The sequence below is a fragment of the Marinobacter sp. C2H3 genome (assembly GCF_037080155.1).
In the GTDB taxonomy this organism is placed as follows: domain Bacteria; phylum Pseudomonadota; class Gammaproteobacteria; order Pseudomonadales; family Oleiphilaceae; genus Marinobacter.
The window spans coordinates 744,024-766,034 of sequence record NZ_JBBBNZ010000001.1; the positions used below are offsets into that span (position 1 = coordinate 744,024).

The window sequence follows — 22,011 nt, forward strand, 5'->3', positions numbered from 1 at the left end:
ATGAGCAACGATTCCCTGGACGCCATCCTCGCCCTTGATGGCGAAGCCCGATACGACTACTTCCTGGACCAGGTGTTCGAGGAACGGGAAGTGTGGATCCTGGTGAACGCCAGCAATCAGTTCCTGAAAATTGTGTCCGAAGACGAGGGCGCCGCCTACCTGCCGGTCTGGCCCAGCGAGGCGTTTGCCAAAGCCTATGGGGCGAAAGCCGGCGATCTGTCACCCAAGGCGATTTCGCTGCCGGACTTTTTCCGCAAATGGGTGCCCGGGCTGACGGGCGATGGCCTCGACGTCGGGGTGTTCCCGGGCGCCGACGGTGAGCTGTGGATCACCGAGCCGGAGGAGCTTCGGCGGGACCTTCAGGCGATGATGTAGGTTTCGGCTCGTCGTCCAGGTGCGTCAGCGTCAGGTCCTTCTGCAGCCGGTAAGTCTCCAGATCCCGGGCCAGGAACAGCGTGCCCTCGTAGTGCTGGCGGGCTTCGGCCGCCAGTTCCCGGATGTTGGGGGTGGCACCGGGCGCGGACTGATAGCGGGAACTGACGTGGGTGAGCACCAGCGAGGGCAGGCCGACCCGCTGTGCGAAACGCGCCACCTGCTCCGCGGAGCTGTGCTGGGGCCAGGGGCCAACCCGGTCAGAGACGGCCTGGGTGTAGGTGGCTTCATGCACCAGCGCGTGGGCGTCGGTGCAGGCCGCTTCCAGCAGGTCCGGGGTGTCGTTGTCGCCCGCGACCACCAGCCGGCGGGCGGTTCTCGGGATGCGGGTGTAGTCGTCACTTCGGATCAGCCGGCCGTCGTCAAACAGCACGTCCTTTCCCTGTTGTAACTCGCCCCAGGCCGGGCCGGGCGGCACGCCGTCGGCCTGCAGCCGGTCCTTGTCCAGTTGGCGTTCCAGGCGGGTTTCGGTAAACACAAACGCCCGGCACGGCACCCGGTGGGACAGCGCCACCGTGGTCACACGGGTGTGGTCGTCCTGCCATTCGAAATCCGCCGCTTCCGAATCGAGGAAATTCACCGGGTAGCTCAGGGTGGAGTCGCTGTTTTCCAGCACCGAGCGGACGAACCGGTGGACACCGGGCGGCGCGATCACGTCCAGCGGCTCGGTGCGCCCCATCATGGACGCGCTGGTCAGCAGTCCGGGTAGGCCGAAGGTGTGATCACCGTGCACGTGGGTAATGAACACGGCCCGCAGCTGGTGCACCGAATAGCGGGTGCGCATCAGTTGGTGCTGGGTGCCTTCGCCGCAGTCCACCAGGTACCAATGGCGGGGGCTGCCATGGCAAAGGGCCAAACCGGTAACGTTACGGGCCCGGGTCGGGGTACCGGCGGAGGTGCCGAGAAACGTGAACTCCATGGGGTGCGCTCCGTTGGGGGTGAATGCCAGGGCGGCCTGCCCTTGAGGCTCAGGGCGATGACGTCGTGAAGGCGTCGTAAAGCGCCTGAAGATGGGCCCGCAGCGTCGGCTCAAAGTCCATCCGGAAGGCGTCCAGGGGCGGGTGAGCCATGGCCCGGCGGGCCACCTCCGGCGGATGGCTCATGTGCCAGCAGCCAATCAGCGCCTGCTGGCACCGCATCAGGAAGGCAAAACAGGCCTCCGGCGGTTTGCCGCTGGCGGCCTGAATCAACGTAGCCAGCTCGGCCGACTGCGCCAGCAAAAAGCCCTTGAACGCTTTTGCCTCGTGGTCGTTGAGCCCCGTTTCCAGGGCCACGTGCAGAATCGCCGACAGGCTGCAGAACAGCGGGTGCGCCACCAACCGGCCCGCCAGATCGTCCGGGAGCCGCAGCGGGGCGCGCGCCTTTGCGTCAGCCACCAGCTCGGTAAACGCGCGCTGGTAGACCGCAATGAACAGCACTTCCTTGTTGCGAAAATAGCGATACAGCGCGGCCTTGGTGAGCCCGCTGGCGGCCGCCACGTCCGCCAGGGTCAGGTCGCTGTAGCGGCGGCGGGCAAACAGGCCGGCCGCCGCATCCAGGATCTGCTGCTCCCGGGCGAGTTTGTCCGCCTCGGAGCGGGCCCGTTGTTTGCCGCCCCGCAGGCGGCTTGTTATCGGGCAGGATGTCATTGTGCCTCAATCATGCGTTGTGTCGTCCGTTACGCCTGCAGCCAGCCGGCCAGGCGCCGGGTGATGCAGCGGGGAGAGAGTTTGCCGGACCATACCATTAACCGGTTGCGCAGTCCCGGAATCACGATGGCCTGCTGGCGGTGGGCCAGGGCGGCTTCCACCACCGCGACCGCGGACATGGTGCCGGAACGGAACAGTTTGGTATCCGTCATGTGGGCTTCGGCGGCGAACTCGGAATCGGTTGCGCCCGGGCACAGGGTGCTGACCGCCACGCCGTCACCACGCAGTTCCTCGTGCAGCGCCTCGGAGAAGGACAGCACGAACGCCTTGGTGGCGTAGTAGATGGCCATGTTGGGGCCGGCCTGGAAGGCGGCGGTGGAGGCGACGTTGATGATGAAACTGTCCGGCCGGGCCTTCAGGTTGGGCAGCAGGGACCAGGTGAGGGCCACGAGGGAGGTGACGTTCACCTGGATCATGTTGAGCTGTCGCTCCAGCGACAGCTCCAAGAAGCGGCCCCGGTCGCCGAAGCCGGCGTTATTGATCAGACCGCTCAGGGCCCAGCCGCCGTTGGCCACGGCCTGGGTGACGGTCTCCACCCCGCTCGGGCTGGCCAGGTCCGCCGCCAGCACCTCGGTAGTGATGCCGTGCTGTCCGCTCAGCTCCTGGGCCAGGGCGGTCAGCCGGTCTTCCCGGCGGGCAACGAGAATCAGGTTCTGTTTCCGGGCCGCCAGGGCCCGGGCAAACACTTCGCCGATGCCGGCGCTGGCGCCGGTGATGAGTACGTAGTCCATGGAGCGCTGCCTTTTAAGTGAACGATGGTTACTTAATATACGAGATGGCGTTGCTGTCTGTAAATAACCCCAGGTTATTTATTTTTGAGGCTTTTGGCCGGTGTGCCGGGAGAGCGTAAGATGGGGGCAGGAAACCAAAGGAGGCGGCATGAAGTACATCTTTGAAGTGTTGATCAAAGACGGCCACACCGCCGAGGACTACGCGGACGCCTGGGTACGCGCCAGCCAGCTGATCCAGCAGGCGCCGGGCGCGCGAGGCACCGAGCTGCACCGCATGATTGGCGATCCGAAACGGCTGATCGCCATCGCCCAGTGGGACAGCAAGGCCAGCCGCGACGCCATGGAACGGGAGCCGAACGAGGCCATCAAGGCCATCATCCAGAGCGCGGCGCCGTTTGTGGAGATTCGCCGGATCGGCGAGTTTGAAGATCCGGAGTGGGTTGTCACTCCGCCATCCCAACAGGAGACGTTATGACGTCCATGCACATTGATATCGTATCCGACATCGCCTGCCCCTGGTGCGCTATTGGCTACGCCCGTCTGGAACGGGCCATGTCGGAGCTGGCCCCGGAGCTGGGTTTTGACGTCCAGTGGCGGGCCTTTGAACTGAACCCGGATCACGCCGGCCAGGGCGAGCCGATCCTGCCGGCACTGGCCCGCAAATACGGCCGCAGCGAGGATGAGATGCGGTCCAATCAGACCCAGATGATGGCGGTGGCGAAGGATCTTGGCCTCAATTTCGAGCGCATGCAGGAGCGCTTTACCTGCAACACCTTTGACGCCCACCGGCTGGTGAAGTGGGCCGGCGAGCAGGGCCGCCAGACGGCGATGAAGCAGGCCCTGTTCGAGGCCTACTTCGGCCGGGCCGAGGATGTGTCCGACCGTTCCGTGCTACTGGCCTGCGCTGAAGCCGCTGGGCTGGACCGCCAGGCCGCCGAAGCGGTGCTGGACTCGGAGGACTACGCCGCCACCGTGCGGGAAGAAGAAGCGATGTATCAGCAGGCGGGCGTCACCGCCGTGCCGGCGTTCATCGTGAATGGTAAGTACCTGATCTCCGGCGCCCAGGAGCCAGAAACCCTGGTTCGGGCGTTCCGGGACATCGCGAGCGAGGTGGCCTGACCATGGACCGTCCGCGCACGGGCAGCGGGGCGAACCCGGGCAGCGTGCCGCCCAACCCAGTGGAGGCGCGCCAGCGGGCCACGCTGCGGCGCCTGGAGACCTTCAGCCGGCTGACCGACAGCAGCATTGGCCTGCCGTTTACCCGGTTCCGCATCGGGCTGGACGCGATCATCGGCCTGATACCAGTGGTCGGGGACGCGGCCGGTTTCGTGCTGTCCGCCTATGTGCTGGTGGAGGCCCACCAAGTGGGGGCCAGCCGGGCGGTCAAGCTGCGTATTCTGCGCAACATGGGCGTCGATTTTGTTGGCGGGCTTCTGCCGGTGGTGGGCGATGCGTTTGACGCCATCTATAAGGCCAACACCCGCAACACCCGCCTGCTGCGCCAGCATCTGGAAGAGCAACTGGCGGTGGAGCCGCCGCCACCGCCGTTTCCCTGGGCCACCCTGATCGGCCTGACCCTGGGCATTGCGGTGGTCACCGGCGGCGTTGCGCTGGCCATCAAATCGTAAGGCAGATCTTGCCGACGTGGGCGCCGGAGGCTTCGTAGCGGAAGGCGTCCGCAATCTCGGCCAGCGGAAACTGGCGATCGATCACCGGCTTGAGGCCGTTGGCCTCGATGGCCCGGACCATTGCCTGCTGGTGCGCCCGGCTGCCCACGATCAGCCCCTGCAGGCGCGCCTGCTTGGCCATCAGCCGGGCCGTGGGCACGTCGCCGGCCCGGCCGGTCAGTACGCCGATCAGTGAGATGTGCCCGCCGATGCTGACCGCCTCGATGGACTGGGGCAGGGTGCCCGGTCCACCCACTTCAATCACGTGGTCGGCGCCCCGGCCGTGGGTCAGCTCCTGCACCGCCTTGCCCCAGTCCGGGGTGCTCCGGTAGTTGATCACCTCGTCTGCCCCCAGGGTTTTCAGCCGCTCCAGCTTGGCATCGGAGGACGACGTCGAGATCACCCGCGCCCCCATCATCTTGGCCAGTTGCACCGCGTAGATGGACACGCCGCCGGTGCCCAGGGTGAGCACGGTGTCGCCGGCCTTGAGGCCGCCGTCCACCACCAGCGCCCGCCAGGCGGTCAGCCCCGCGGTTGTGATGGTGGCGGATTCGGCGTGGTTCAGGTTGGCCGGCGCGTGGGTGAACCCGTGGGCCGGCCCCACCACCACTTCCCGCGCATAGCCGTCCACACCGTCGCCGGGGGTGGTGGAAAAGTTGTCGATGGGGGCCGGGCCGTCCAGCCAGTGGGGGAAGAAGGTGGAGACCACGTGATCGCCGGCGTTGAATTCCTGGACGCCCTCGCCGACGGCTTCCACCACGCCTGCGCCGTCCGCCATGGGAATCCGGCCATTGGCGGTGGGAATCACGCCGGTCACGACGCCGTAGTCGTGGAAGTTCAGGGAGCTGGCATGAATGCGCACCCGGATCTGGCCGGGGCCGGGTTCGCCGGGGTCCGGGGCATCGGTGATGGACAGGTTGTCGAGGCCTCCGGGTGTTGAGAGCGAGGCAAGTTTCATGGCATCTCCTCCGGTTACACGCTGGTGTGAATGATGGGGGCCGACAGGGCGCCGGATCGGGTGCTCGTGTCAGGCCACTCTGTTCCAGATACTCAGGTCAGGGTACTCAGGTCAGGGTACTCAGGTCACGGTTCTACGTTGCCCCGCAGCGCTTTGGTTTGCCCGCGCCGGGTTTTCTTGTCCACCCGGCGCCGCTGGGAGGCTTTGGTGGGCCGGGTCGGGCGGCGGGCTTTCTGCACCTTGACGGCGTCCAGGATCAGCGCCTTCAGGCGCTCCAGGGCGTCTTCCCGGTTCTGTTCGTAGGTGCGGAAAGACTGCGCCTTAATCACCAGTACACCCTCTTTGCTGATGCGCTTGTCCGAGAGCGCCATCAGCCGCTCCTTGTAGAACGGCGGCAGGGTGGAGTGGGGGATATCGAAGCGCAGGTGCACCGCCGAGGCCACCTTGTTGACGTTCTGGCCGCCGGCGCCCTGGGCGCGGATCTGGGTGATCTGGATCTCCCAGTCCGCCAGGGTGACGGCGTTGGAGAGCGTTAACATGCGCTCAGGCGCTCGTTCAGGAACCGGTCCATGTCCCGCACCTCCTCCAGGCACAGGCTGTGCTCCATGCCATAGGTGTGGTAGCTCACCTCGTAGCCGAGTTCGGCGAGGTAGTCCGCCGCCCGTTTACCGAGGGCTTCGGGCACGATCGGATCGTAGGTGCCGTGGGCGACAAAGATGGGCAGGCCCTCGCTGGCCTCGTTCCGGGTGATGGAGTCCGCCGTGGCGAAATAGGTGGACAGGGCGAACAGCCCGCCCAGGCGTTTCGGGTAGGTCAGGGCCAGCTCATAGGCCACCGCGCCACCCTGGGAGAAGCCCCCCAGCACGATGCACTCCGGCGGCACGCCCCGCGCGATTTCCGCGTCAATCAGCTCGGCCACCCGGGCGGCGGAGACCCGAAGCTGCTCGGCGTCCACCTTGCGATCGATGTTCATGGCCAGGATGTCGTACCAGGCGGGCATCACCATGCCGCCGTTGATGGTCACCGGCATCTCTGGGGCGTGGGGAAAGATAAACCGAACCGGCCGCTCCCGCGCGAACGCGAATTCCGGCACCACCGGCTCAAAGTCGTGGCCGTTGGCGCCCAGGCCGTGCAGCCAGATCACGGTGTGTTTCGGGTCGGTTCCGGTGTCCAGGGTGAGGGTGTCCAGTAGGGGCATGGGGGCTCCGTATCAAAGGAATCAGCCCCTTACTCTACCACTTACCGGGGGTGCGCCTCATGGTTTGCGCCGGGGCTTGCGGTACCGCAGGTCTTTCTCGATGGCTTGCCAGAGCGCGCGATAGGCCGCCGCTGCCCGGCTGCGGGGCGCCAGGCTCTGCAACGGCTGGCCCTGCTCCCCCATTTTTTCCACCGCGCTGGCGTAGGGGATGGTCACCGGCAGTGCCTGGTCCAGCAGTTCAGACGCCCGCCCCAACAGATCCCGGTGCAGGGATTTGCGCCGGTCCGCCATGGAGAAAAACGGCCGCAGTTTCTTGTGCCCCAGTTTTTTGTCCTTGCAGAACGCCTGAAGCTGGGACCAGCTGTTCAGGCACAACCACGTGGGCACTACCGGCACGTACACCCGGTCCGCCACCGCCAGTACTTGCTCGGTCAGCCGCGACAACGTCGGCGGGCAATCCAGGATGACCAGCCCGGTGTCTTCCGAGAGCGGCGCCAGCAGCGTCTTGAGCACGTCCGGGTCGTCGGCCTGGTCCAGGCGCAGGTCAAAGTGGCGGAAGCTGCCGTGGGCCGGCAGGAAGGTCAGGTTGGGCTGGTCCGTTTCCCGGATGGCGCGGGCAATGGGCGTATCCTGGGCCATCAGTTTGGTGAGTTTGCGGCCCTTGGTTGGGGTGGCGCCGGCCAGGTAAAAGCTGGCAGCTCCCTGTGGGTCCAGGTCCCAGAGCAGGGTCTGGTTGCCGGCAGCACTGGCCAGGCAGGCGGTGTTGAAGGCGGCGGCGGTTTTGCCCACGCCGCCTTTTGGACTGTAAAACGCTATGATCCTCATGGAGGCAGCTCCAGACGGCCGATCATGAATCGGTCTAAAGCCTACCAAGCGGGGTCAGGCGCTTGATGAATCTTTTGTGACAGCGGGGTTCGTCGGTCGGGTAACGGGTGGCTCAGGCGTCTTCTCCGGCGAACGGAAAGCGCTCGAGCACGGAGTAGACCGAGCCCGGTGAGCTCAGGAACAGCGCCATACCCGAGACCGGCAATGCGCCAAATTCTGTGCCCGCATACTGCGACAGCAGGCCGGTGACCGGGCCGGCGGAGCGGCGAAACCGGCTGAGGGTGATGTGGGGCCGGTACGGGCGGTCTTCCAGCACAAGCCCCTGCTGTGCCAGGGCGTCCGCCAGCCGGCGGTGGAGTGCCGCCAGCGGCGCTTCCGGCGCCACGCCCGCCCACAGGATGCCCGGGCGCTCCGGATCGCCAAAGCAGCCCAACCCCTGTACTTGCACCGAAAACGGCTCGGCCCGCACCTGCCGGCCGGCCTCGACGGCGGTCGCCACGGCGCCCTCCGGCACCTCGCCAAGAAACGCCAGCGTCAGGTGCAGCTGGCTGTCCCGGTGCCAGCGGGCGCCGGCCAGGGCGGCCTGCGTCTGTTGTACCCGCAGCAACGCGTCGCGGGTGTCCGGAGGAATCTCAAGGCCGAAGAACAGTCGGGGCATAAGGCGCTACTGGGCCAGCCGTCAGGACGCGCTGCCGGCGTCGGCCGGCTTGCGGTCGGAGTGGCCCAGGTCCCGGTCCGGATCAATCTGGTCCCGCACGAGTTGTTTGAGCACCTTGATCTCGGGAAAGCCGCCGTCGTCCTTGCGGGACCAGATGCGGGTGTCGTTCACGTACACCTCGAAAATACCGCCGGTGCCGGGCTTGAGGGTCAACTCATCAATCTGGCCGTCGAACGTGGTCAGCAGCTCCTGGGCCATCCAGGCGGAGCGCAGCAGCCAGTTGCAGCCGGTGCAGTAGTGCAGGGTGATGCGGGTGGTCATGGTGGTCGTCCTGAACAAGTGCGTGCGATCGGGCGAAACGTCTTCGCAGAGCATACCGCGCACCGGCGGTGCCTGTCCCGCCGGGCGGGCGCGGATACTGGTCTGGCCGGCCTGGGGCCTAGCCGCCGGCCCGTTCCCGCCGCAGCGCCCGCTGCTTGCGGTGCTCGGTTTCCGTCTGTTCGGAGATGGCCTGCTGCACGTAGCTGATGTGTTCGCCGGCCAGGGCCCGGGCCTGCTCGGCCTGGCCGTCCAGAATGGCCCGGTAGAGCGCTTCATGCTGGCGGGCCAGGTGCTCCCGGGTGGGAGCCGGGCGGGCGTTCATGCCGCCGATGTTGGTGACGATGTTGCGCCGCAGCAGGCTGAACAGGTTACGCATGGTGTGCAACAGGATCAGGTTGTGGCTGGCCTCGGCGATGGCCATGTGGAAGGCGGCGTCGGCGGCGCCCTCGGCCTCGACGTGTTCCGGGCTGCCGGCGTAACAGGCGTCCAGTGCCTGCCAGGCGCTGGTCAGGCGCTGCCGATCCACCTCCGTGGCACGCTGGGCGGCGTAGTAGGCGCAGTCCGCTTCCAGGGTTTTGCGGAACTCCAGCAAGTCCCGGTGCGCGTCCGGCCGGGATTCGATCAGGGGAATCAGCGGATCGCTGAAGCTGGTGCCCAGTTGCTCACTCACGTAATGGCCGCCGCCTTGCCGGCTGGTCAGCAGCCCCCTCGCCGCCAGGCGCTGTACCGCTTCCCGGACGGACGGGCGGGACACGCCAAACTGCTCCGCCAGGGCCCGCTCCGGCGGCAGCCGCTGGCCGGCGGCCAGGGTGCCTTCCAGAATCAGGGTTTCCAGTTGTTCGACGATGGTGTCGGCCAGTCGCTTCGGGGTGATCGGTTTCATGGTGCCCTTTTCGTCACGGCGCATTGCGTCGCGGCCCGGTGGGAGCCGCTCAGAAATTGGTCTGACCAATTATCGTAACCAAGATGATCGCGCCTGAACAGGGGCCGGCGCCCAACTCAGACGAAGGTCTGACGAGGAATTTTTGACAGGTTTCTGTCCGGTCGAATACTGTACAACTCTAACAAATGGTAATTGGTATGACCAATTTCTGAAAGCGCCCGCCCCGCCTGTTCTCAATCGGAGGCCCCACGGATGAGTGAGCTGTTCTACGACGCTGCCCCCAACGCCACCCGGGTGGCGCCGCCGCGCCCGCAACCCCGCCAGTACCCGGATAAACCCGCGGAGGTGATCCTGTTCGGCACCTGCGTGGTGGATCTGTTCTTCCCGGAGGCGGGGCTGGACGCCATTCGCCTGCTGGAGCGGGAAGGCATTCGCGTCCAGTTTCCCCAGGCCCAGTCCTGCTGCGGCCAGCCGGCGTGGACCTCCGGCTACGTCGAGGAAGCCAAAGCAGTGGCCCGGGCCCAGCTTGAGTTGCTGGATACCGGCCTGCCGGTGGTGGTGCCGTCCGGTTCCTGCGCCGGCATGTTCCGACAGCATTACCGGGAGGTCTTCGCCGATGAACCCGACACCCTCCGCCGGGTGGATGACCTGGCCGAACGCACCTACGAGCTGACCGAGTTCCTGCTGCACGTGTGCAAGGTGCAGTGGGCGGACCAGGGCCAGCCCACCAAAGTGGCGCTGCACACCTCCTGCTCCGCGCGCCGGGAAATGAACACCCACCTGCACGCCCGCGAGTTGCTGGCCACCCTCAACAACGTGGAGCGGGTGGACCACGATCACGAGAGCGAATGCTGCGGCTTCGGCGGCACCTTCTCCGTGCGCATGCCGGAAGTCTCCGGCGCCATGGTGCTGGACAAGACCCGCTCACTGGCCGGGTCCGGCGCGGACGAAATGGTCACCGCCGACGGCGGCTGCCTGATGAACATCAACGGCTCCCTGGATAAGCAACGCACCCCGTTCCGGGGCCGACACCTGGCCAGCTTCCTGTGGGAGCGGGTGGCCGGCAGCGCATCAACGGAGGGCCGGCCATGAACCAGCGTATCCCCATCACCGAAATCACCGGCGGCTTCCGGGGCCGGGCCGAAGTGGCCCTGGCGGACAGTCAGCTGCGCACCAACTTCCGCACCGCCATGGACTCGCTTATGCAGAAGCGGGCGGACGCCTTCCCGGACGAGGAAGAGCGCGAAGGCCTGCGGGAGATGGGCAACCAGATCAAGGCCCGGGCCCTGTCCAAACTGCCGGACCTGCTGGAACAGCTGGAAGCCAGGCTCACCGCCAACGGCGTGAAGGTGCACTGGGCGGAGACCACGGAAGAGGCCAACCGGATCGTGCATTCGATCATCGAGGCCCGGCAGGGCAAGCTGGTGGTCAAGGGCAAATCGATGGTCAGCGAGGAAATGGAAATGAACGATTTCCTCACCGAGCGGGGCATCGAAAGCCTGGAATCGGACATGGGCGAGTACATCGTCCAGCTCGATCATGAAAAGCCGTCCCACATCATCATGCCTGCCATCCACAAGAACCGGTACCAAGTGGCCAAACTGTTCCACGACAAGCTGGGGGTGGAAGAAACCACCGACGTGGATGAGCTGATCCAGATTGGCCGGCGCACCCTGCGCAAAAAATTCCTGGAGGCGGATGTGGGCGTCTCCGGCGTCAACTTTGCCATCGCCGAAACCGGCACCCTGCTGCTGGTGGAGAACGAGGGCAACGGGCGCATGAGCACCACCGCGCCGCCGGTGCACATTGCCGTTACCGGCATTGAAAAAGTGGTGGAGAACCTGCGGGACGTGGTGCCGCTGCTGTCCCTGCTGACCCGCTCGGCCCTGGGCCAGCCGATCACCACCTACGTGAACATGATCTCCGGCCCCCGCAAGGCGGACGAGCTGGACGGCCCGGAAGAAGTGCACCTGGTGTTGCTGGACGCCGGCCGCAGCGGCGCGTTCGCCGACGCCCAGCTGCGCCAGACCCTCAACTGCATCCGCTGCGGCGCCTGCATGAACCACTGCCCGGTGTACACCCGGGTGGGCGGCCACACCTACGGCGAGGTGTACCCGGGCCCGATCGGCAAGATCGTCACACCCCACATGGTGGGCCTGAAAAAGGTGCCGGACCACCCCAGCGCGTCGTCCCTGTGCGGCGCCTGCGGCGAAGTCTGCCCGGTGAAAATCCCCATCCCGGAACTGCTGCAGCGGCTGCGGGAAGAGAACGTGAAATCCCCGGATGAGCACCCGGCGGTGCGGGACGGCGGCGCGAAATACTCGCCGAAGGAGCGGGCCATCTGGCGGGTGTGGCAAACCCTGAACACCAGGCCGGGCCTGTACCGCAGCTTCCTGTGGGCGGCCACCCGGTTCCGCGCCCTGGCGCCGAAAAACGTCGGCCCCTGGACCGAGAACCACACCGCGCCGGTGCCGGCAAAACGCTCGCTGCACGACCTGGCCCGCGACCACCTGAAGCGGGAGGGCCAGCAATGAGCGCCAGAGACACCATTCTGAACAAACTCCGCGCCGGCCTGGCCGGCACCTCGCCGCGCCCGGATGCCTTTGACGAAAACCTGGTGACCCGGCCCTGGCAGTACGCGCCGGAGGACCGGCTGCAACGGCTGCGCACGCTCATGGAGGCGGTGCGTACTGAGGTCCACGAGGTCACCGCGGCGGACTGGCCCGCCCAAGTGCAGGCCCTGCTGGATGCCCGTGGGCTGACCAACCTCCTGCACGCGCCGGGCACGGCCCATGGCCGGCAACTGGCGGACCACTGGCAGGCCGCCAGCGCCCGCCAGACCCTGCTGGCCTACGACCGGCCGATCGAGGAATGGAAAGACGAGCTGTTCTGGAACGTGGAGGCCAGCGTCACCGGCACCCTGGGTGCCATCGCCGCCACCGGATCGCTGATCCTGTGGCCGGATCGGCACGAGCCCCGTCTGATGAGCCTGCTGCCGCCGCTGCACATCGCCCTGCTCAAGGCCAGTAAGATCGAGGACAACCTGTACACGGTGATGCAGAAACACCGCTGGGCGGACGGCATGCCCACCAACGCGCTGCTGGTGTCCGGGCCGTCCAAGACCGCCGACATCGAGCAGGTGCTGGCCTACGGCGCCCACGGCCCCAAAGAGCTGGTGGTGCTGGTGCTGACGGACGCCTGAGGCCTCATCCGATGGCGTCATCTGATGACCGGGCCAGGCCGTATGCCCTCCAACAGCAACGGGGGAGCAGCCTATGCCAGAAGGTCCGGAAATCCGGCGCATGGTCGATGGAATTCGTGATGCCGTGGGCGGCGAGGTGGCCGAGCGGGTGTTCTTTGCGTTCGACCACCTGAAGCCGTTTGAAGGCCTGCTGGCCGGACGGCGGGTGGCGTCCGTGGACGCCCGGGGTAAAGCCGTGCTGGTGCACTTTGACGGCACCGACGACGACGGCCCCTGGTGCGTGTACAGCCACAATCAGCTGTACGGCAAGTGGCAGACCGGCCGGTCCGCCACCGAGCCGAGCACCAACCGGCAGCTCCGGTTTGCCATTATGGGGCCCAGCAAGGCGGCCCGCCTGTACAGCGCCTCGGACATCCGCCTGGTGCGGCCGGATGCCCTGCATGACATCGACTACATCGCCCGCCTCGGGCCGGACCCGGTGAACCAGCCGGTCACCGCCGACAACCTGCTCACCGTGTTTCAGGACAAACGCTTTCGCGGCCGCGCCCTGGGCGGGCTGCTGCTGGACCAGGGCTTTGTGGCCGGCGTGGGCAACTACCTGCGCTCGGAAATCCTGTTCGAGGCCCGGATTGCGCCGGGTGCCCGGCCGAAGGATCTGGATGACGACGCCCTGCGGCGGCTCGCTGACGCCACCCTGACGCTCATCGAACGCACCTACCGCCTCAAAGGCATCACCAACGACCCGGAGCGGGCCGAGCGCCTAAAGCGCGAAGGCTGGTCCTTTGCCCGCCGCCGGCACATGGTGTTCAGCCGCAGCGGCGAGCCGTGCCATGAATGCGGCACCGGCATTGTCAAAACCCAGGTGGCCAGCCGGCGCCTGTATTACTGCCCGGCCTGCCAGGCGGCGCCGGGCTGAGGCGGATCAGGCCAGCGCGTCGGTGCGCGCGGCCATGATCGCGTCGTTCCGATGCAGGCCGCCGATGGCGTGGGTCCACCAACGCACGGTGACCTTGCCCCAGGACACTTCCAGCGTGGGGTGGTGATCTTCCGCTTCCGCCAGCTCACCAATCCGGTTGGCCAGGGCCAGCGCGCCGGCAAAATCCTTGGTCCGGAACGTCTTGATAAACTGGTCTTCGCCGTCCTGCTGGGTCACCGACCAGTCCGTCATCGTGGCCAGAAGCGCCTGCTGTTCTTCCGGGGTCAGGATCGGGGTGCCTTTCGGGCAGGGTTTGAGGACTTCGTCTTTCAGATCCATGGGACATCTCCTCGTTCGCGGTTTGGCGTGGTTGCCTGGCCTGGAATGCCCGGCCTGATCAATTAACCAACGCGCAGCGCCAGGCGGCGCGGTTGCGCGCTTTACACGGGCTATTCTGGCCTTGCCAACAAGGTTATCCACAGTTTGTGTGGGTAACCGTGGGCGCCGTGATCGGTTTTCGGCAGCGTCCGTCAACGCGGCTCTGACACCCACCGTGCCATAGCCCGGGTCGCTTCGTCCATGTGGTGTTCATTGGCGCTGGCGAAGCCCATCACCAGCCCGGGCCGGTGTTCCGTGCCAAGAAAGTGCGCGCTCAACGGCGTGCTGCCAAGCCGGTGATGCCGCAACCACTGGTGCAGCGCCACGTCGTCCAGATCCGCCGTTGCCTCCAGAACCAGATGCATGCCCGCGCTTTCCGCCACCGGGGTGAAAGCCCCGTTCAGGTGCCGGTGTACCCGGTCCTGAAAGGCCTGCCACTTGTCCCGGTAGAGCTGGCGCATGCGCCGCAGGTGGCGCTGGAACTGGCCGCTGTCGATGAACTCGGCAATGGTGCTCTGGATCAGCAGCGGGGTTTCGCCACCGCTCACCTGTTTTGCCCACAGCACCGGTGCGACCACCGGCTCCGGCACCACCAGATAACCCACCCGCAAGGCCGGCAGCAGGGTCTTGCTGAAACTGCCCACGTACAGCACCGGCGCCTGATCCACCAGGCCCTGCACCGCCGCGAACGGCTTGTGGTGAAAGTGGAATTCGCTGTCGTAGTCGTCCTCGATGATCCAGGCGTCATGGCGCCGGGCCCAGTCCACCAGGGCCAGCCGCTGGGACAGATCGAGCACGCCACCCATCGGGTACTGGTGGGTGGGGGTGCAGGACAGCAGCCGCGCGGGGCCCAGGGCGGGCAGGGCGTCCACGTCCAGCGCCTGGTGTTTGAGGGGCGCCGGCACCAGCTCGTGGCCATGCCGGCCCAGGGCATAGCGGGCGCCGCGATACCCCGGGTTTTCGCAGAACACCCGGTCGCCGGGTCCCAGGAACACATCGGCAATCAGCGACAACGCCTGCTGCGCGCCCTGGGTGATGATCACCTGGTCTTCCGTGCAGCGCACGCCCCGGGAGGCCCGCAAGTAGCCCGCCACGGCCTGGCGCAGCGGCCGGTAGCCCTGAACATCGCCGTACCCCTGGAGGCTGCGGCGGCTCTCCTGGTGATGCAGCAGCCGGTTCCAGGCCCGGATGGGAAACGCCTCGAGATCCGGCAGCCCGGGCTGAAACGGCAGGCTGGCGTCCTGGCTGACCTTGAGGGCGCGCTTCTGGAACGCCGGCGGCATGGCTGGAACGGAGGGCAGGGCGGCCGGCCGGGGCCGGGCAAGGGGGCGCGTCTCACGATGGGTGGAGGCCGTGCCCGGCCGGGTGCCGGCGGACCAGGGTGGCATCCGGCGGTGCAGGTCCGGGTGCACAAAGATGCCCCGGCCGCCCTGGCCCTGGACAAAGCCTTCGGCTTTCAACTGGTCGTAAACCGCATTCACGGTGTTCCGGCTGACGCCGAGATCCGCCGCAAGCTGGCGGCTTGAGGGTAGGCGGCTGGCTGGCGTGTAGCGGCCATCGAGGATGCGCTCGCTGAGTTGCTGGTACAGCTGGCCCTGCAGGGGCGCGTCGCCCTCAAGGGTGACATCGTCGGTGACGTTGATCGTGGGCATGGTGGGTAACTGGTCCCATGGAATTTCAGAATCTGGATCTTTTGACGGTATCAGATTCCCGCTTCAATACCAGCAGATGGCGGGAGGATTCGCCGCCGTTCCATCACGATCAACACCAGGAGCCCCTCAATGCCGACCCCGGACCAGCCCACAGCCGCCCCCTTGAGCCAATGCCCCCGCAGCCAGGTTCGCCGTGCCGCCCACCGGGCCAGCGACGACCGCGCCCGGGCCTACGAGCTGATCGACGCGCTGAAAACCGCCCACGTTGGCTTTGTGGAAAACGGCGAGCCGAGAATTGTGCCGATGACCGCCTGGCGCCTGAACGACGACCTGTACCTGCACTGCCTGAACGGCGGTCGGCTGTCCCGGGTGCTGGCCTCCGGCGCGGAGCTGTGCGTGTCCCTGGCGGTGACCCGGGAGTGGGTGATGACCAAATCCGCGTATCACCACAGCGCCAATTACGCCTCGGTGTTGCTCTTTGGCCGGGCCGAACCGGTCACAGACGACACCGCGTTTGACGCCGCGTTCCGGGCCATCATCAACCAGCTTGAGCCCGGCCGCTGGGACCAGGTACGCGCCCCCAACGCCCGGGAGCGCAAGGCCACCGCCCTGTTCCGCCTGCCCATCCGGGAAGGCGCGTTCAAGAGCCGGACCGGTGGCCCCAACGAAGAGCCGGAAGACGAAGCCCTGCCGGTATGGCACGGAACGCTGCCCGCGTGATCCGGTGCCCGGCAAGCCGCTGGCGATAGCCGGCCAGCGCCTGCCTGCCCGCCACGGCGGCGGGCGCCAACGCGCTGGCGGCGCGATTCAGCTGGCGCTCCAACACAGCTGGCAGGGCCAACCCCAGGGGATTGGTCTCGGCCCATTCGGGATTGGCGACCACCCGGGTGCCCATCAGGTAGTCGAACCACGGGCGGGTAACGCACCAGTTGGCGTCCTGGTTGGTGTTCATGTGGTGGTCGTAGTGCCAGGGAATGGCCCTGCGGCCCCAGGCCGGATCCAGATGGGAACGCCGGTGCACGTAAAAGTACCGGGCGGCGGCGTAGTAGGTACCCAGGGTGAAGAACGGGGCCACCGGGAAAGCGAGGGACGTCACCGCCGTCAGCTTCAGCAGGGAAACCACCTCGCCCCGCGTGCGCCAGTTCGCCAGCCCCTCGGCGTAGCCGTCATCCCGGTAAGCCTCGGTTCGAACCACCTTGTGGTGCTCCCAGTGGCTCTTCATCAGCTGCGGCGACGGGCTGTAGCGAGTGCGGCCCGGAACCGGACGAGCGTAGGGCGTGCCGTGGAGCACGTACTTGTGGGCGTACCACTCCACACCGTTGGCAACGAACAGGGCGATGGGGAAGCCGATCATGGGGGACTCCTCTGCGGGCAACCATCGGAACCTCCACCCTGCCAGAGACCGGCGCTTTCACCCTTGCCAATTTGCGACATCGCACTGGCCGGCAGAGTCGGGTTTTGCCACCGCCCCGAGATATCCCCCGCTGGCAGCGCCCTGGTTAAAACCGCACCGCCTGCTGCCAGGCCCTGCGGTTGAGCGGTTTGCACGGGATGTCCTGCGATTGCCAACAAGGTTATCCACAGATTGTGTGGGTAAGTGGGGGCCGTTGGGGTAGGGTTTTTTGTGATTAGGGGACCACAGTCGCCGGTAATTGAGGTCGGAAGGTGACAGCAAAGGTCGCAAAGCGAACATTCGATGGCATGCCCCTGCGAAAGCGATTCGCGTCTACTTTGTCAGGTAAACAGTCCATCAAAGACTTCGCCAACGGTGAGTAAAGAAATCCAGGAACACTTGAATACGCGACGCCAGCGTTGTGTTTCGATAGTAGACCGCGCTGACCAGCTCTCTTGGGTTTGGTCGGGCAACGTAATCATCGAGCAATTCAACCAAGCGTCCCTTTACGACATCCTCGGCAATCATGAAACGTGAGAGATAGGCTATTCCATTGCCTTGCAGGCAAAGTTGTCGAACAGCTTCACCACTACTCGCTCGAATCGTCGGTCTCACCCTCATTCCCTCGCCCAGGTGCCAAATGTTCAACGACTCAGGTGCAGTAAAGCCAATGATGTCGTGCTCTTGCAGGTCGGCAGGCGAGGCACAACCACCACTAAGTTTCAGATACTCCGGTGATGCAACTACTGACAGTGGGGAGCGACCGAGCACTCGGGCGTGCAGAGTCGAGTCATCCAGAGAGCCGATCCGTATTGCGATGTCGATCCGGCGCTCTAGGAGATCTACGATCTGGTCGCTGGCCGTCAGCTCAAGCTCGATGTCCGGATAGGCTTCTCTGAATTCCCGCACGTGCGGAACGATCTGATGTAACAGGAACGGATTCGCGGCATCCACTCTTAACCGCCCGGCTGGCCGTTGCTTTCGAATAGCTAGCTGCTCCTCAGCTTCTTCCAGCGTGGCCAAACCACCCCGCACCTTCTCTACAAACAAATGCCCTTCCTCTGTCAGCGCCACCTTGCGGGTCGTTCGATTCAAAAGTGTGGTGTTCAAGGATGCCTCTAACCGTGTAACCGCTCGCGAAACCCGAGTCACAGACACTTCCAGTTGCTCCGCCGCACCACTGAAGCTGCCACTGTCCACCACTGAGAGCAGAAAAAAGAGATCGTCCGACCGGCTCTTCATTTTCATTTACCGCAAAAGTATTTTTCGAAAGGTGCCATTTATCGCAAAAGTATGTAAGACCACACTAGGCAGCGTCAATCAACTCCAATGGAGAACCGTTATGCCTATTGCATTATTTGCGCTGACATTAAGCGCCTTTGCAATCGGGACCACCGAATTCGTGATTGTCGGTCTGGTCCCCACCATCGCCCAGGATTTGGGCGTTACCCTGCCTTCAGCCGGCCTCTTGGTCAGCTTGTATGCTCTTGGTGTCGCCGTTGGCGCGCCTGTCCTTACTGCACTAACAGGACGCTGGAATCGAAAGTGGGTTCTGCTATCCCTGATGAGTCTTTTCATCATCGGTAATGTGCTTGCCTGGATGGCCCCAAATTACGCCTCGCTGATGACCGCTAGAATCCTGACGGGGCTCGCCCACGGTGTGTTCTTCTCAATTGGATCAACGATTGCGACCAGTCTTGTTTCAAAAGACAAAGAGGCCAGCGCAATAGCCATCATGTTTACCGGCCTGACGGTGGCACTGGTTACAGGCGTTCCTCTGGGCACGTTTATCGGGCAGACCTTTGGCTGGCGCGCTACGTTCCTGATCGTGGCTGTGCTTGGCGCAATCGCCTTAGTCGGCAGCGCCTTCCTTGTGCCCAAAAACCTAAAACAATCAGCTCCAGCTACTCTGCGCCAACAGCTTGAGGTCATTACTCATCCCAGACTGTTGCTCGTATACGCAATGACCGCAGTCGGCTATGGCGGCACCTTCACCGCATTCACCTACCTCACGCCCATTCTGGAAGATGTGACTGGGTTTGCTTCTGGCGTCGTCAGTATCTTGCTACTGATTTATGGCGTTTCCGTAGCGACCGGCAACATCTGGGGAGGAAAGCTGGCAGACCGTCTTGGGCCGACTTCAGCCCTGTACATCATCTTTGGCGGCCTCGCAGCGATCCTGTTTGCGTTCACATTTAGCGCCTACAACCCCATTGCAGCCGTCATCACGTTACTGGTTTGGGGCGCTTTTGCATTCGGCAACGTGCCCGGATTGCAGGTCTATGTGGTGCAGCTGGCCGAGCGATATACCCCGCACTCCGTCGATGTTGCATCGGGTTTGAATATCGCAGCTTTCAACGTCGGTATTGCAGGCGGCGCCTGGCTTGGCGGCCACGTAGTCGAAGGCATGGGGTTGATCAATACGCCCTGGATCGGCGGCGTTATCGTCCTGAGCGCGCTTCTGCTGACTCGGCTTTCAGCATCGCTGGACAACCGTCAAACAGCGACCGCATAAGACGTGAGTGGCCTCCCGAACGGGAGGCCCAGAGAGGTCTGTTGTGACTATTTCAAAGTTGAATTCAGAGCCATTGACCGTTGACCTTGAACTGCCCTTGGATAATGACTGAGTGAGAGAAGACCAACGCTTCCGAATGTTTGAGAGTTTTGGGCCCGAAGGTCGCAAAGCGGACATTCAAATGGTGCGATCAACGCTTGCAGTTTCGGTCAGTAAGGTGCTCAGAGCAATGCACATCTGACAACCGGCAACTGTTGAGTTCTATTCGTACCAGGAAGATGTGTCCACGTTTAGCTCTTCACCTACGACCGAAAATTCATCAGGGTTCGCTACATGAGCCTTCATCCTAAGTGAAAATGGATAACTAGCGCTGATGGTACACGAATCACCCTTATGGCCGTATTCTTGATCAACATGCACTGTGCCGGTTGCTGTCACATAAATGAACTCATGATCGATACCTGTGCATTCAATATCTTCGACCTCTGAGTAATCAACGAACACATGGGGCGCAAGCAAAGATAAGCTTTCGGGAATGGCGCTAACTGCGGTAGAAATTACTGAATCTTCCACTTTATCTTCCAGTGATTCAATTACAATTCGCTCTAGGTTACTAATTTGACTTAAGGAATCACTTGCAATTTTGATTACGGACCTAGCGTCGTCAAAGAATTTCTTAGGGCAGGCATTTAAAATGCTTTTCAGTTATGTGAGTATATTTATTAAAGAAATTGAACTCCTTCAAGAACTCAGAGATTAGATCACTTATATCTTCTTGGACATATTTATCAAAATACGCACCGGCAATATTTGACTGAGCACAGTACTTCAATTGCTGTCGCCTCGTTACTTCGTGTTGTTTGCTTTCACGTTCATACCAATTGGCAACCCTGACTTGCTTGGCTGGTGCTTTTCTCTCAATAACGTGCAATACCAGTTCTCTCATTGAAAAAGCAAAGTTATGGAAACGAAGTGGGTTCCCATGTGAGGCATAATTTCTTAAGCTCGCAACGAACAGCTTGTGCTCGAAATCGGTCTCCAGTAGAGATTGAAAACCTTGCATAAAATCAAGCGATAGCAGCTTATTTAATTTCATGCCTTCCCTTTAAACGTAACGCTTGCATAAACGGGAGCTTTTTACATGTTGAAGCGGAAAAAAGCCGTTCGGTGGAAGCTCCGCGGGCCGTAAAAAACTAATCCGACTTGCTACGAGCCTGGCTCGATCGGTTTGGCTTTAGCGAGCTTCCTTGGATCAATTTCAATTGATGAATCTCCGGCTTTCAGTTTAACACCAGAAGCGCTTCCCATTAACGCGGATGCCAACTGATCAGCAGGATGTTGAACCTGTTCCACCTTTTGACCTTCATTGACAAATAGATTTCTCGACAGGCTTTCCAACAATTCGGTAGGGATGGCAGTGCCTTTAGCATCCTTCCATTCCAAGCTCGTTTCTACAAGCCAGCTCGCTCTCTCCATATCAAGCTCAAATTGCTTCATATAAAACTCAGATTGTGAGTGCAACTCAAACCATCGATTCATCCACCGGATCAAAAACACAACTGAAGCAACCGCACCGCCTGTATATATAAACTGTTTGACGCTTGCGATTAAGATCTTGCTCATATCTGATGATCTGAGTATATCGTAGAATTCTAGAGCGGATACAGAACCCAAAAAAGTGAAGATTGCAATTAATGCAATCATCGCTACAGCGATTGGCTTTCGTAACTTATTTGTCCCTTCAGTCAAACTAAACTTGTCCTGTCTAGCCTTTATTTCTTTAAGTATATCTTTTCGAATTTCACGGCGTGCGTGAGTATTATTACTGTCATCAAGTTTTTTTCTCTCTTCGTCTAAAATCTTTTCCCTTACTTTGATCTTAGACTCTTGCTCCTCCATTTTTTCTTGAAGCTCTTTCTTTCGGTTTTCAAACTCGTCTTCCAGGTCCTTTAATCGTTGCTGTTGATCATTATCTAGTTTTAATCGGTATTCGTGAGTACTCTTAATCAGCTCTTCGTTTAGAAGTTCAAGCCGCTCAATATTAGAGTTATGAATCGCCTCAAAGTGGGCGTGCTCCTCACTCATAGTGCCAGAAGCGGATCTTTTGGGATCGAACGCTTTCAGCTTCTTGTTTATGGCCGAAATTACTTCAATCACCTCTTCGCTATCATGACTCCCTTGGTTCTGATTCTGCCGTATCACTACTTCATCATATATTCCAGACTTTTCCTGCGCCTGGTAATTACCCCCACGATAAAACGTGATAGGTAAACCCGGCCAGTTTAGTGAAATTGTCTCGATGATAGCGGAATTCTTTTTAAGAATTAAATCCAGAGAACTCGGAAACTCCTTGCTAAGATCTACTGAGCCTATGTTATTAAATCCTAGTGCACTTATACTTATCTGATTAACACCGGTAATCTTTGCGAGGTCCTTGAAGCAGGCAATTAGTATTTTATCCGAAGCTCTTGGAATTTTTATCCTCTGGTCTGACACAAATCCTCCTAATCTTGCCTGCTTGGAACAAATAACAGATTTTGGCAGCGCGCTTTATAATTGCTCAAATTTGAACGGATCATTTTTACTGGCTTTGA

At 62.5% G+C, this 22,011-nt stretch carries 27 protein-coding genes; 10 read left to right on the forward strand and 17 right to left on the reverse strand.

What is annotated here, in order from left to right:
• Entirely contained in the window at positions 1–375 is a 375-nt protein-coding gene (locus V3388_RS03245) for a DUF2750 domain-containing protein (protein ID WP_336366080.1), read from the forward strand.
• Here the strand turns inward: V3388_RS03245 and V3388_RS03250 are convergent.
• Genes V3388_RS03250 through V3388_RS03260 form a run of 3 tightly spaced genes read right to left on the reverse strand, consistent with a single transcriptional unit; the run spans position 329 to position 2,851 of the window.
• Complete coding sequence (locus V3388_RS03250; RefSeq protein ID WP_336366081.1) at positions 329–1,351, reverse strand: ribonuclease Z; 1,023 nt, start codon at positions 1,349–1,351, stop codon at positions 329–331. The two genes, V3388_RS03245 and V3388_RS03250, sit on opposite strands and share 47 nt — an antisense overlap.
• Positions 1,352–1,400: 49 nt before the next feature.
• Positions 1,401–2,060, reverse strand: coding sequence for a TetR family transcriptional regulator (locus tag V3388_RS03255; RefSeq protein ID WP_336366082.1), 660 nt, complete (start codon positions 2,058–2,060; stop codon positions 1,401–1,403).
• A 29-nt stretch (positions 2,061–2,089) separates the two neighbouring features.
• On the reverse strand, positions 2,090–2,851 hold the full coding sequence (locus V3388_RS03260; RefSeq protein WP_336366083.1) for an SDR family NAD(P)-dependent oxidoreductase: 762 nt from the start codon (positions 2,849–2,851) through the stop codon (positions 2,090–2,092).
• A 148-nt stretch (positions 2,852–2,999) separates the two neighbouring features.
• On the opposite strand from V3388_RS03260, the gene V3388_RS03265 reads away from it, so the two are divergent.
• Genes V3388_RS03265 through V3388_RS03275 form a run of 3 tightly spaced genes read left to right on the forward strand, consistent with a single transcriptional unit; the run spans position 3,000 to position 4,479 of the window.
• A complete protein-coding gene (locus V3388_RS03265) occupies positions 3,000–3,326 on the forward strand; it encodes an antibiotic biosynthesis monooxygenase family protein (protein ID WP_336366084.1) in 327 nt (108 codons plus the stop codon).
• Complete coding sequence (locus V3388_RS03270) at positions 3,323–3,970, forward strand: DsbA family oxidoreductase (protein WP_336366085.1); 648 nt, start codon at positions 3,323–3,325, stop codon at positions 3,968–3,970. Before V3388_RS03265 ends, V3388_RS03270 begins: the two co-directional genes overlap by 4 nt.
• Positions 3,971–3,972: 2 nt before the next feature.
• Positions 3,973–4,479 carry a DUF4112 domain-containing protein gene (locus V3388_RS03275; protein WP_336366086.1) on the forward strand — a complete coding sequence of 169 codons (507 nt, stop codon included), beginning with the start codon at positions 3,973–3,975 and terminating at the stop codon, positions 4,477–4,479.
• Here V3388_RS03275 and V3388_RS03280 read toward each other — a convergent pair.
• The 7 genes from V3388_RS03280 to V3388_RS03310 all read right to left on the reverse strand — a co-directional run bounded on the left by V3388_RS03280 (position 4,469) and on the right by V3388_RS03310 (position 9,361).
• Positions 4,469–5,476 carry a zinc-dependent alcohol dehydrogenase family protein gene (locus V3388_RS03280; protein ID WP_336366087.1) on the reverse strand — a complete coding sequence of 336 codons (1,008 nt, stop codon included), beginning with the start codon at positions 5,474–5,476 and terminating at the stop codon, positions 4,469–4,471. The genes V3388_RS03275 and V3388_RS03280 overlap by 11 nt on opposite strands.
• A 125-nt stretch (positions 5,477–5,601) precedes the next feature.
• The gene (arfB, locus tag V3388_RS03285) at positions 5,602–6,015 is read right to left on the reverse strand and encodes an alternative ribosome rescue aminoacyl-tRNA hydrolase ArfB (protein WP_336366088.1); all 414 of its coding nucleotides are present in this window, start codon (positions 6,013–6,015) and stop codon (positions 5,602–5,604) included.
• Complete coding sequence (locus V3388_RS03290; RefSeq protein WP_336366089.1) at positions 6,009–6,674, reverse strand: alpha/beta hydrolase; 666 nt, start codon at positions 6,672–6,674, stop codon at positions 6,009–6,011. Before V3388_RS03290 ends, arfB begins: the two co-directional genes overlap by 7 nt.
• A gap of 57 nt (positions 6,675–6,731) precedes the next feature.
• Positions 6,732–7,499: a ParA family protein gene (locus V3388_RS03295; RefSeq protein WP_336366090.1), complete on the reverse strand. Its 768-nt coding sequence runs from the start codon at positions 7,497–7,499 to the stop codon at positions 6,732–6,734.
• 112 nt (positions 7,500–7,611) lie between these two features.
• The gene (thpR, locus tag V3388_RS03300) at positions 7,612–8,157 is read right to left on the reverse strand and encodes an RNA 2',3'-cyclic phosphodiesterase (RefSeq protein WP_336366091.1); all 546 of its coding nucleotides are present in this window, start codon (positions 8,155–8,157) and stop codon (positions 7,612–7,614) included.
• Positions 8,158–8,178: 21 nt separating this feature from the next.
• Positions 8,179–8,478: a SelT/SelW/SelH family protein gene (locus V3388_RS03305; RefSeq protein ID WP_336366092.1), complete on the reverse strand. Its 300-nt coding sequence runs from the start codon at positions 8,476–8,478 to the stop codon at positions 8,179–8,181.
• A 118-nt stretch (positions 8,479–8,596) separates the two neighbouring features.
• Positions 8,597–9,361: a GntR family transcriptional regulator gene (locus tag V3388_RS03310; RefSeq protein ID WP_336366093.1), complete on the reverse strand. Its 765-nt coding sequence runs from the start codon at positions 9,359–9,361 to the stop codon at positions 8,597–8,599.
• Between the two features lie 252 nt (positions 9,362–9,613).
• On the opposite strand from V3388_RS03310, the gene V3388_RS03315 reads away from it, so the two are divergent.
• From V3388_RS03315 to nei, 4 genes are all read left to right on the forward strand, one after another.
• Complete coding sequence (locus tag V3388_RS03315) at positions 9,614–10,453, forward strand: (Fe-S)-binding protein (RefSeq protein WP_336366094.1); 840 nt, start codon at positions 9,614–9,616, stop codon at positions 10,451–10,453.
• Positions 10,450–11,895, forward strand: coding sequence for a LutB/LldF family L-lactate oxidation iron-sulfur protein (locus V3388_RS03320; RefSeq protein ID WP_336366095.1), 1,446 nt, complete (start codon positions 10,450–10,452; stop codon positions 11,893–11,895). The genes V3388_RS03315 and V3388_RS03320 overlap by 4 nt, the downstream gene beginning before the upstream one ends.
• The gene (locus V3388_RS03325) at positions 11,892–12,563 is read left to right on the forward strand and encodes a LutC/YkgG family protein (protein WP_336366096.1); all 672 of its coding nucleotides are present in this window, start codon (positions 11,892–11,894) and stop codon (positions 12,561–12,563) included. The genes V3388_RS03320 and V3388_RS03325 overlap by 4 nt, the downstream gene beginning before the upstream one ends.
• A 73-nt stretch (positions 12,564–12,636) precedes the next feature.
• Positions 12,637–13,479 carry an endonuclease VIII gene (gene nei / locus V3388_RS03330; RefSeq protein WP_336366097.1) on the forward strand — a complete coding sequence of 281 codons (843 nt, stop codon included), beginning with the start codon at positions 12,637–12,639 and terminating at the stop codon, positions 13,477–13,479.
• 6 nt (positions 13,480–13,485) lie between these two features.
• Here nei and V3388_RS03335 read toward each other — a convergent pair whose 3' ends face one another.
• Positions 13,486–13,818, reverse strand: coding sequence for a 4a-hydroxytetrahydrobiopterin dehydratase (locus tag V3388_RS03335; protein ID WP_336366098.1), 333 nt, complete (start codon positions 13,816–13,818; stop codon positions 13,486–13,488).
• A gap of 191 nt (positions 13,819–14,009) precedes the next feature.
• Entirely contained in the window at positions 14,010–15,509 is a 1,500-nt protein-coding gene (gene pdxR / locus V3388_RS03340; RefSeq protein WP_336366099.1) for a MocR-like pyridoxine biosynthesis transcription factor PdxR, read from the reverse strand.
• A 129-nt stretch (positions 15,510–15,638) separates the two neighbouring features.
• Here pdxR and V3388_RS03345 point away from each other — a divergent pair, with 129 nt between their 5' ends.
• Positions 15,639–16,229 carry a pyridoxamine 5'-phosphate oxidase family protein gene (locus V3388_RS03345; RefSeq protein ID WP_336366100.1) on the forward strand — a complete coding sequence of 197 codons (591 nt, stop codon included), beginning with the start codon at positions 15,639–15,641 and terminating at the stop codon, positions 16,227–16,229.
• On the opposite strand, the gene V3388_RS03350 is transcribed toward V3388_RS03345, so the two are convergent.
• Entirely contained in the window at positions 16,150–16,863 is a 714-nt protein-coding gene (locus V3388_RS03350; protein WP_336366101.1) for a hypothetical protein, read from the reverse strand. The two genes, V3388_RS03345 and V3388_RS03350, sit on opposite strands and share 80 nt — an antisense overlap.
• Before the next feature lie 396 nt (positions 16,864–17,259).
• Positions 17,260–18,144, reverse strand: coding sequence for a LysR family transcriptional regulator (locus V3388_RS03355; protein WP_336366102.1), 885 nt, complete (start codon positions 18,142–18,144; stop codon positions 17,260–17,262).
• 100 nt (positions 18,145–18,244) lie between these two features.
• On the opposite strand from V3388_RS03355, the gene V3388_RS03360 reads away from it, so the two are divergent.
• Entirely contained in the window at positions 18,245–19,417 is a 1,173-nt protein-coding gene (locus V3388_RS03360) for an MFS transporter (RefSeq protein WP_336366103.1), read from the forward strand.
• Between the two features lie 261 nt (positions 19,418–19,678).
• Here V3388_RS03360 and V3388_RS03365 read toward each other — a convergent pair whose 3' ends face one another.
• The 3 genes from V3388_RS03365 to V3388_RS03375 form a co-directional block, all read right to left on the reverse strand.
• Positions 19,679–19,990: a hypothetical protein gene (locus tag V3388_RS03365; RefSeq protein WP_336366104.1), complete on the reverse strand. Its 312-nt coding sequence runs from the start codon at positions 19,988–19,990 to the stop codon at positions 19,679–19,681.
• Between the two features lie 103 nt (positions 19,991–20,093).
• Complete coding sequence (locus tag V3388_RS03370; RefSeq protein ID WP_336366105.1) at positions 20,094–20,513, reverse strand: hypothetical protein; 420 nt, start codon at positions 20,511–20,513, stop codon at positions 20,094–20,096.
• A 110-nt stretch (positions 20,514–20,623) separates the two neighbouring features.
• Positions 20,624–21,913 carry a hypothetical protein gene (locus V3388_RS03375; protein WP_336366106.1) on the reverse strand — a complete coding sequence of 430 codons (1,290 nt, stop codon included), beginning with the start codon at positions 21,911–21,913 and terminating at the stop codon, positions 20,624–20,626.
• Positions 21,914–22,011: the final 98 nt, after the last annotated feature.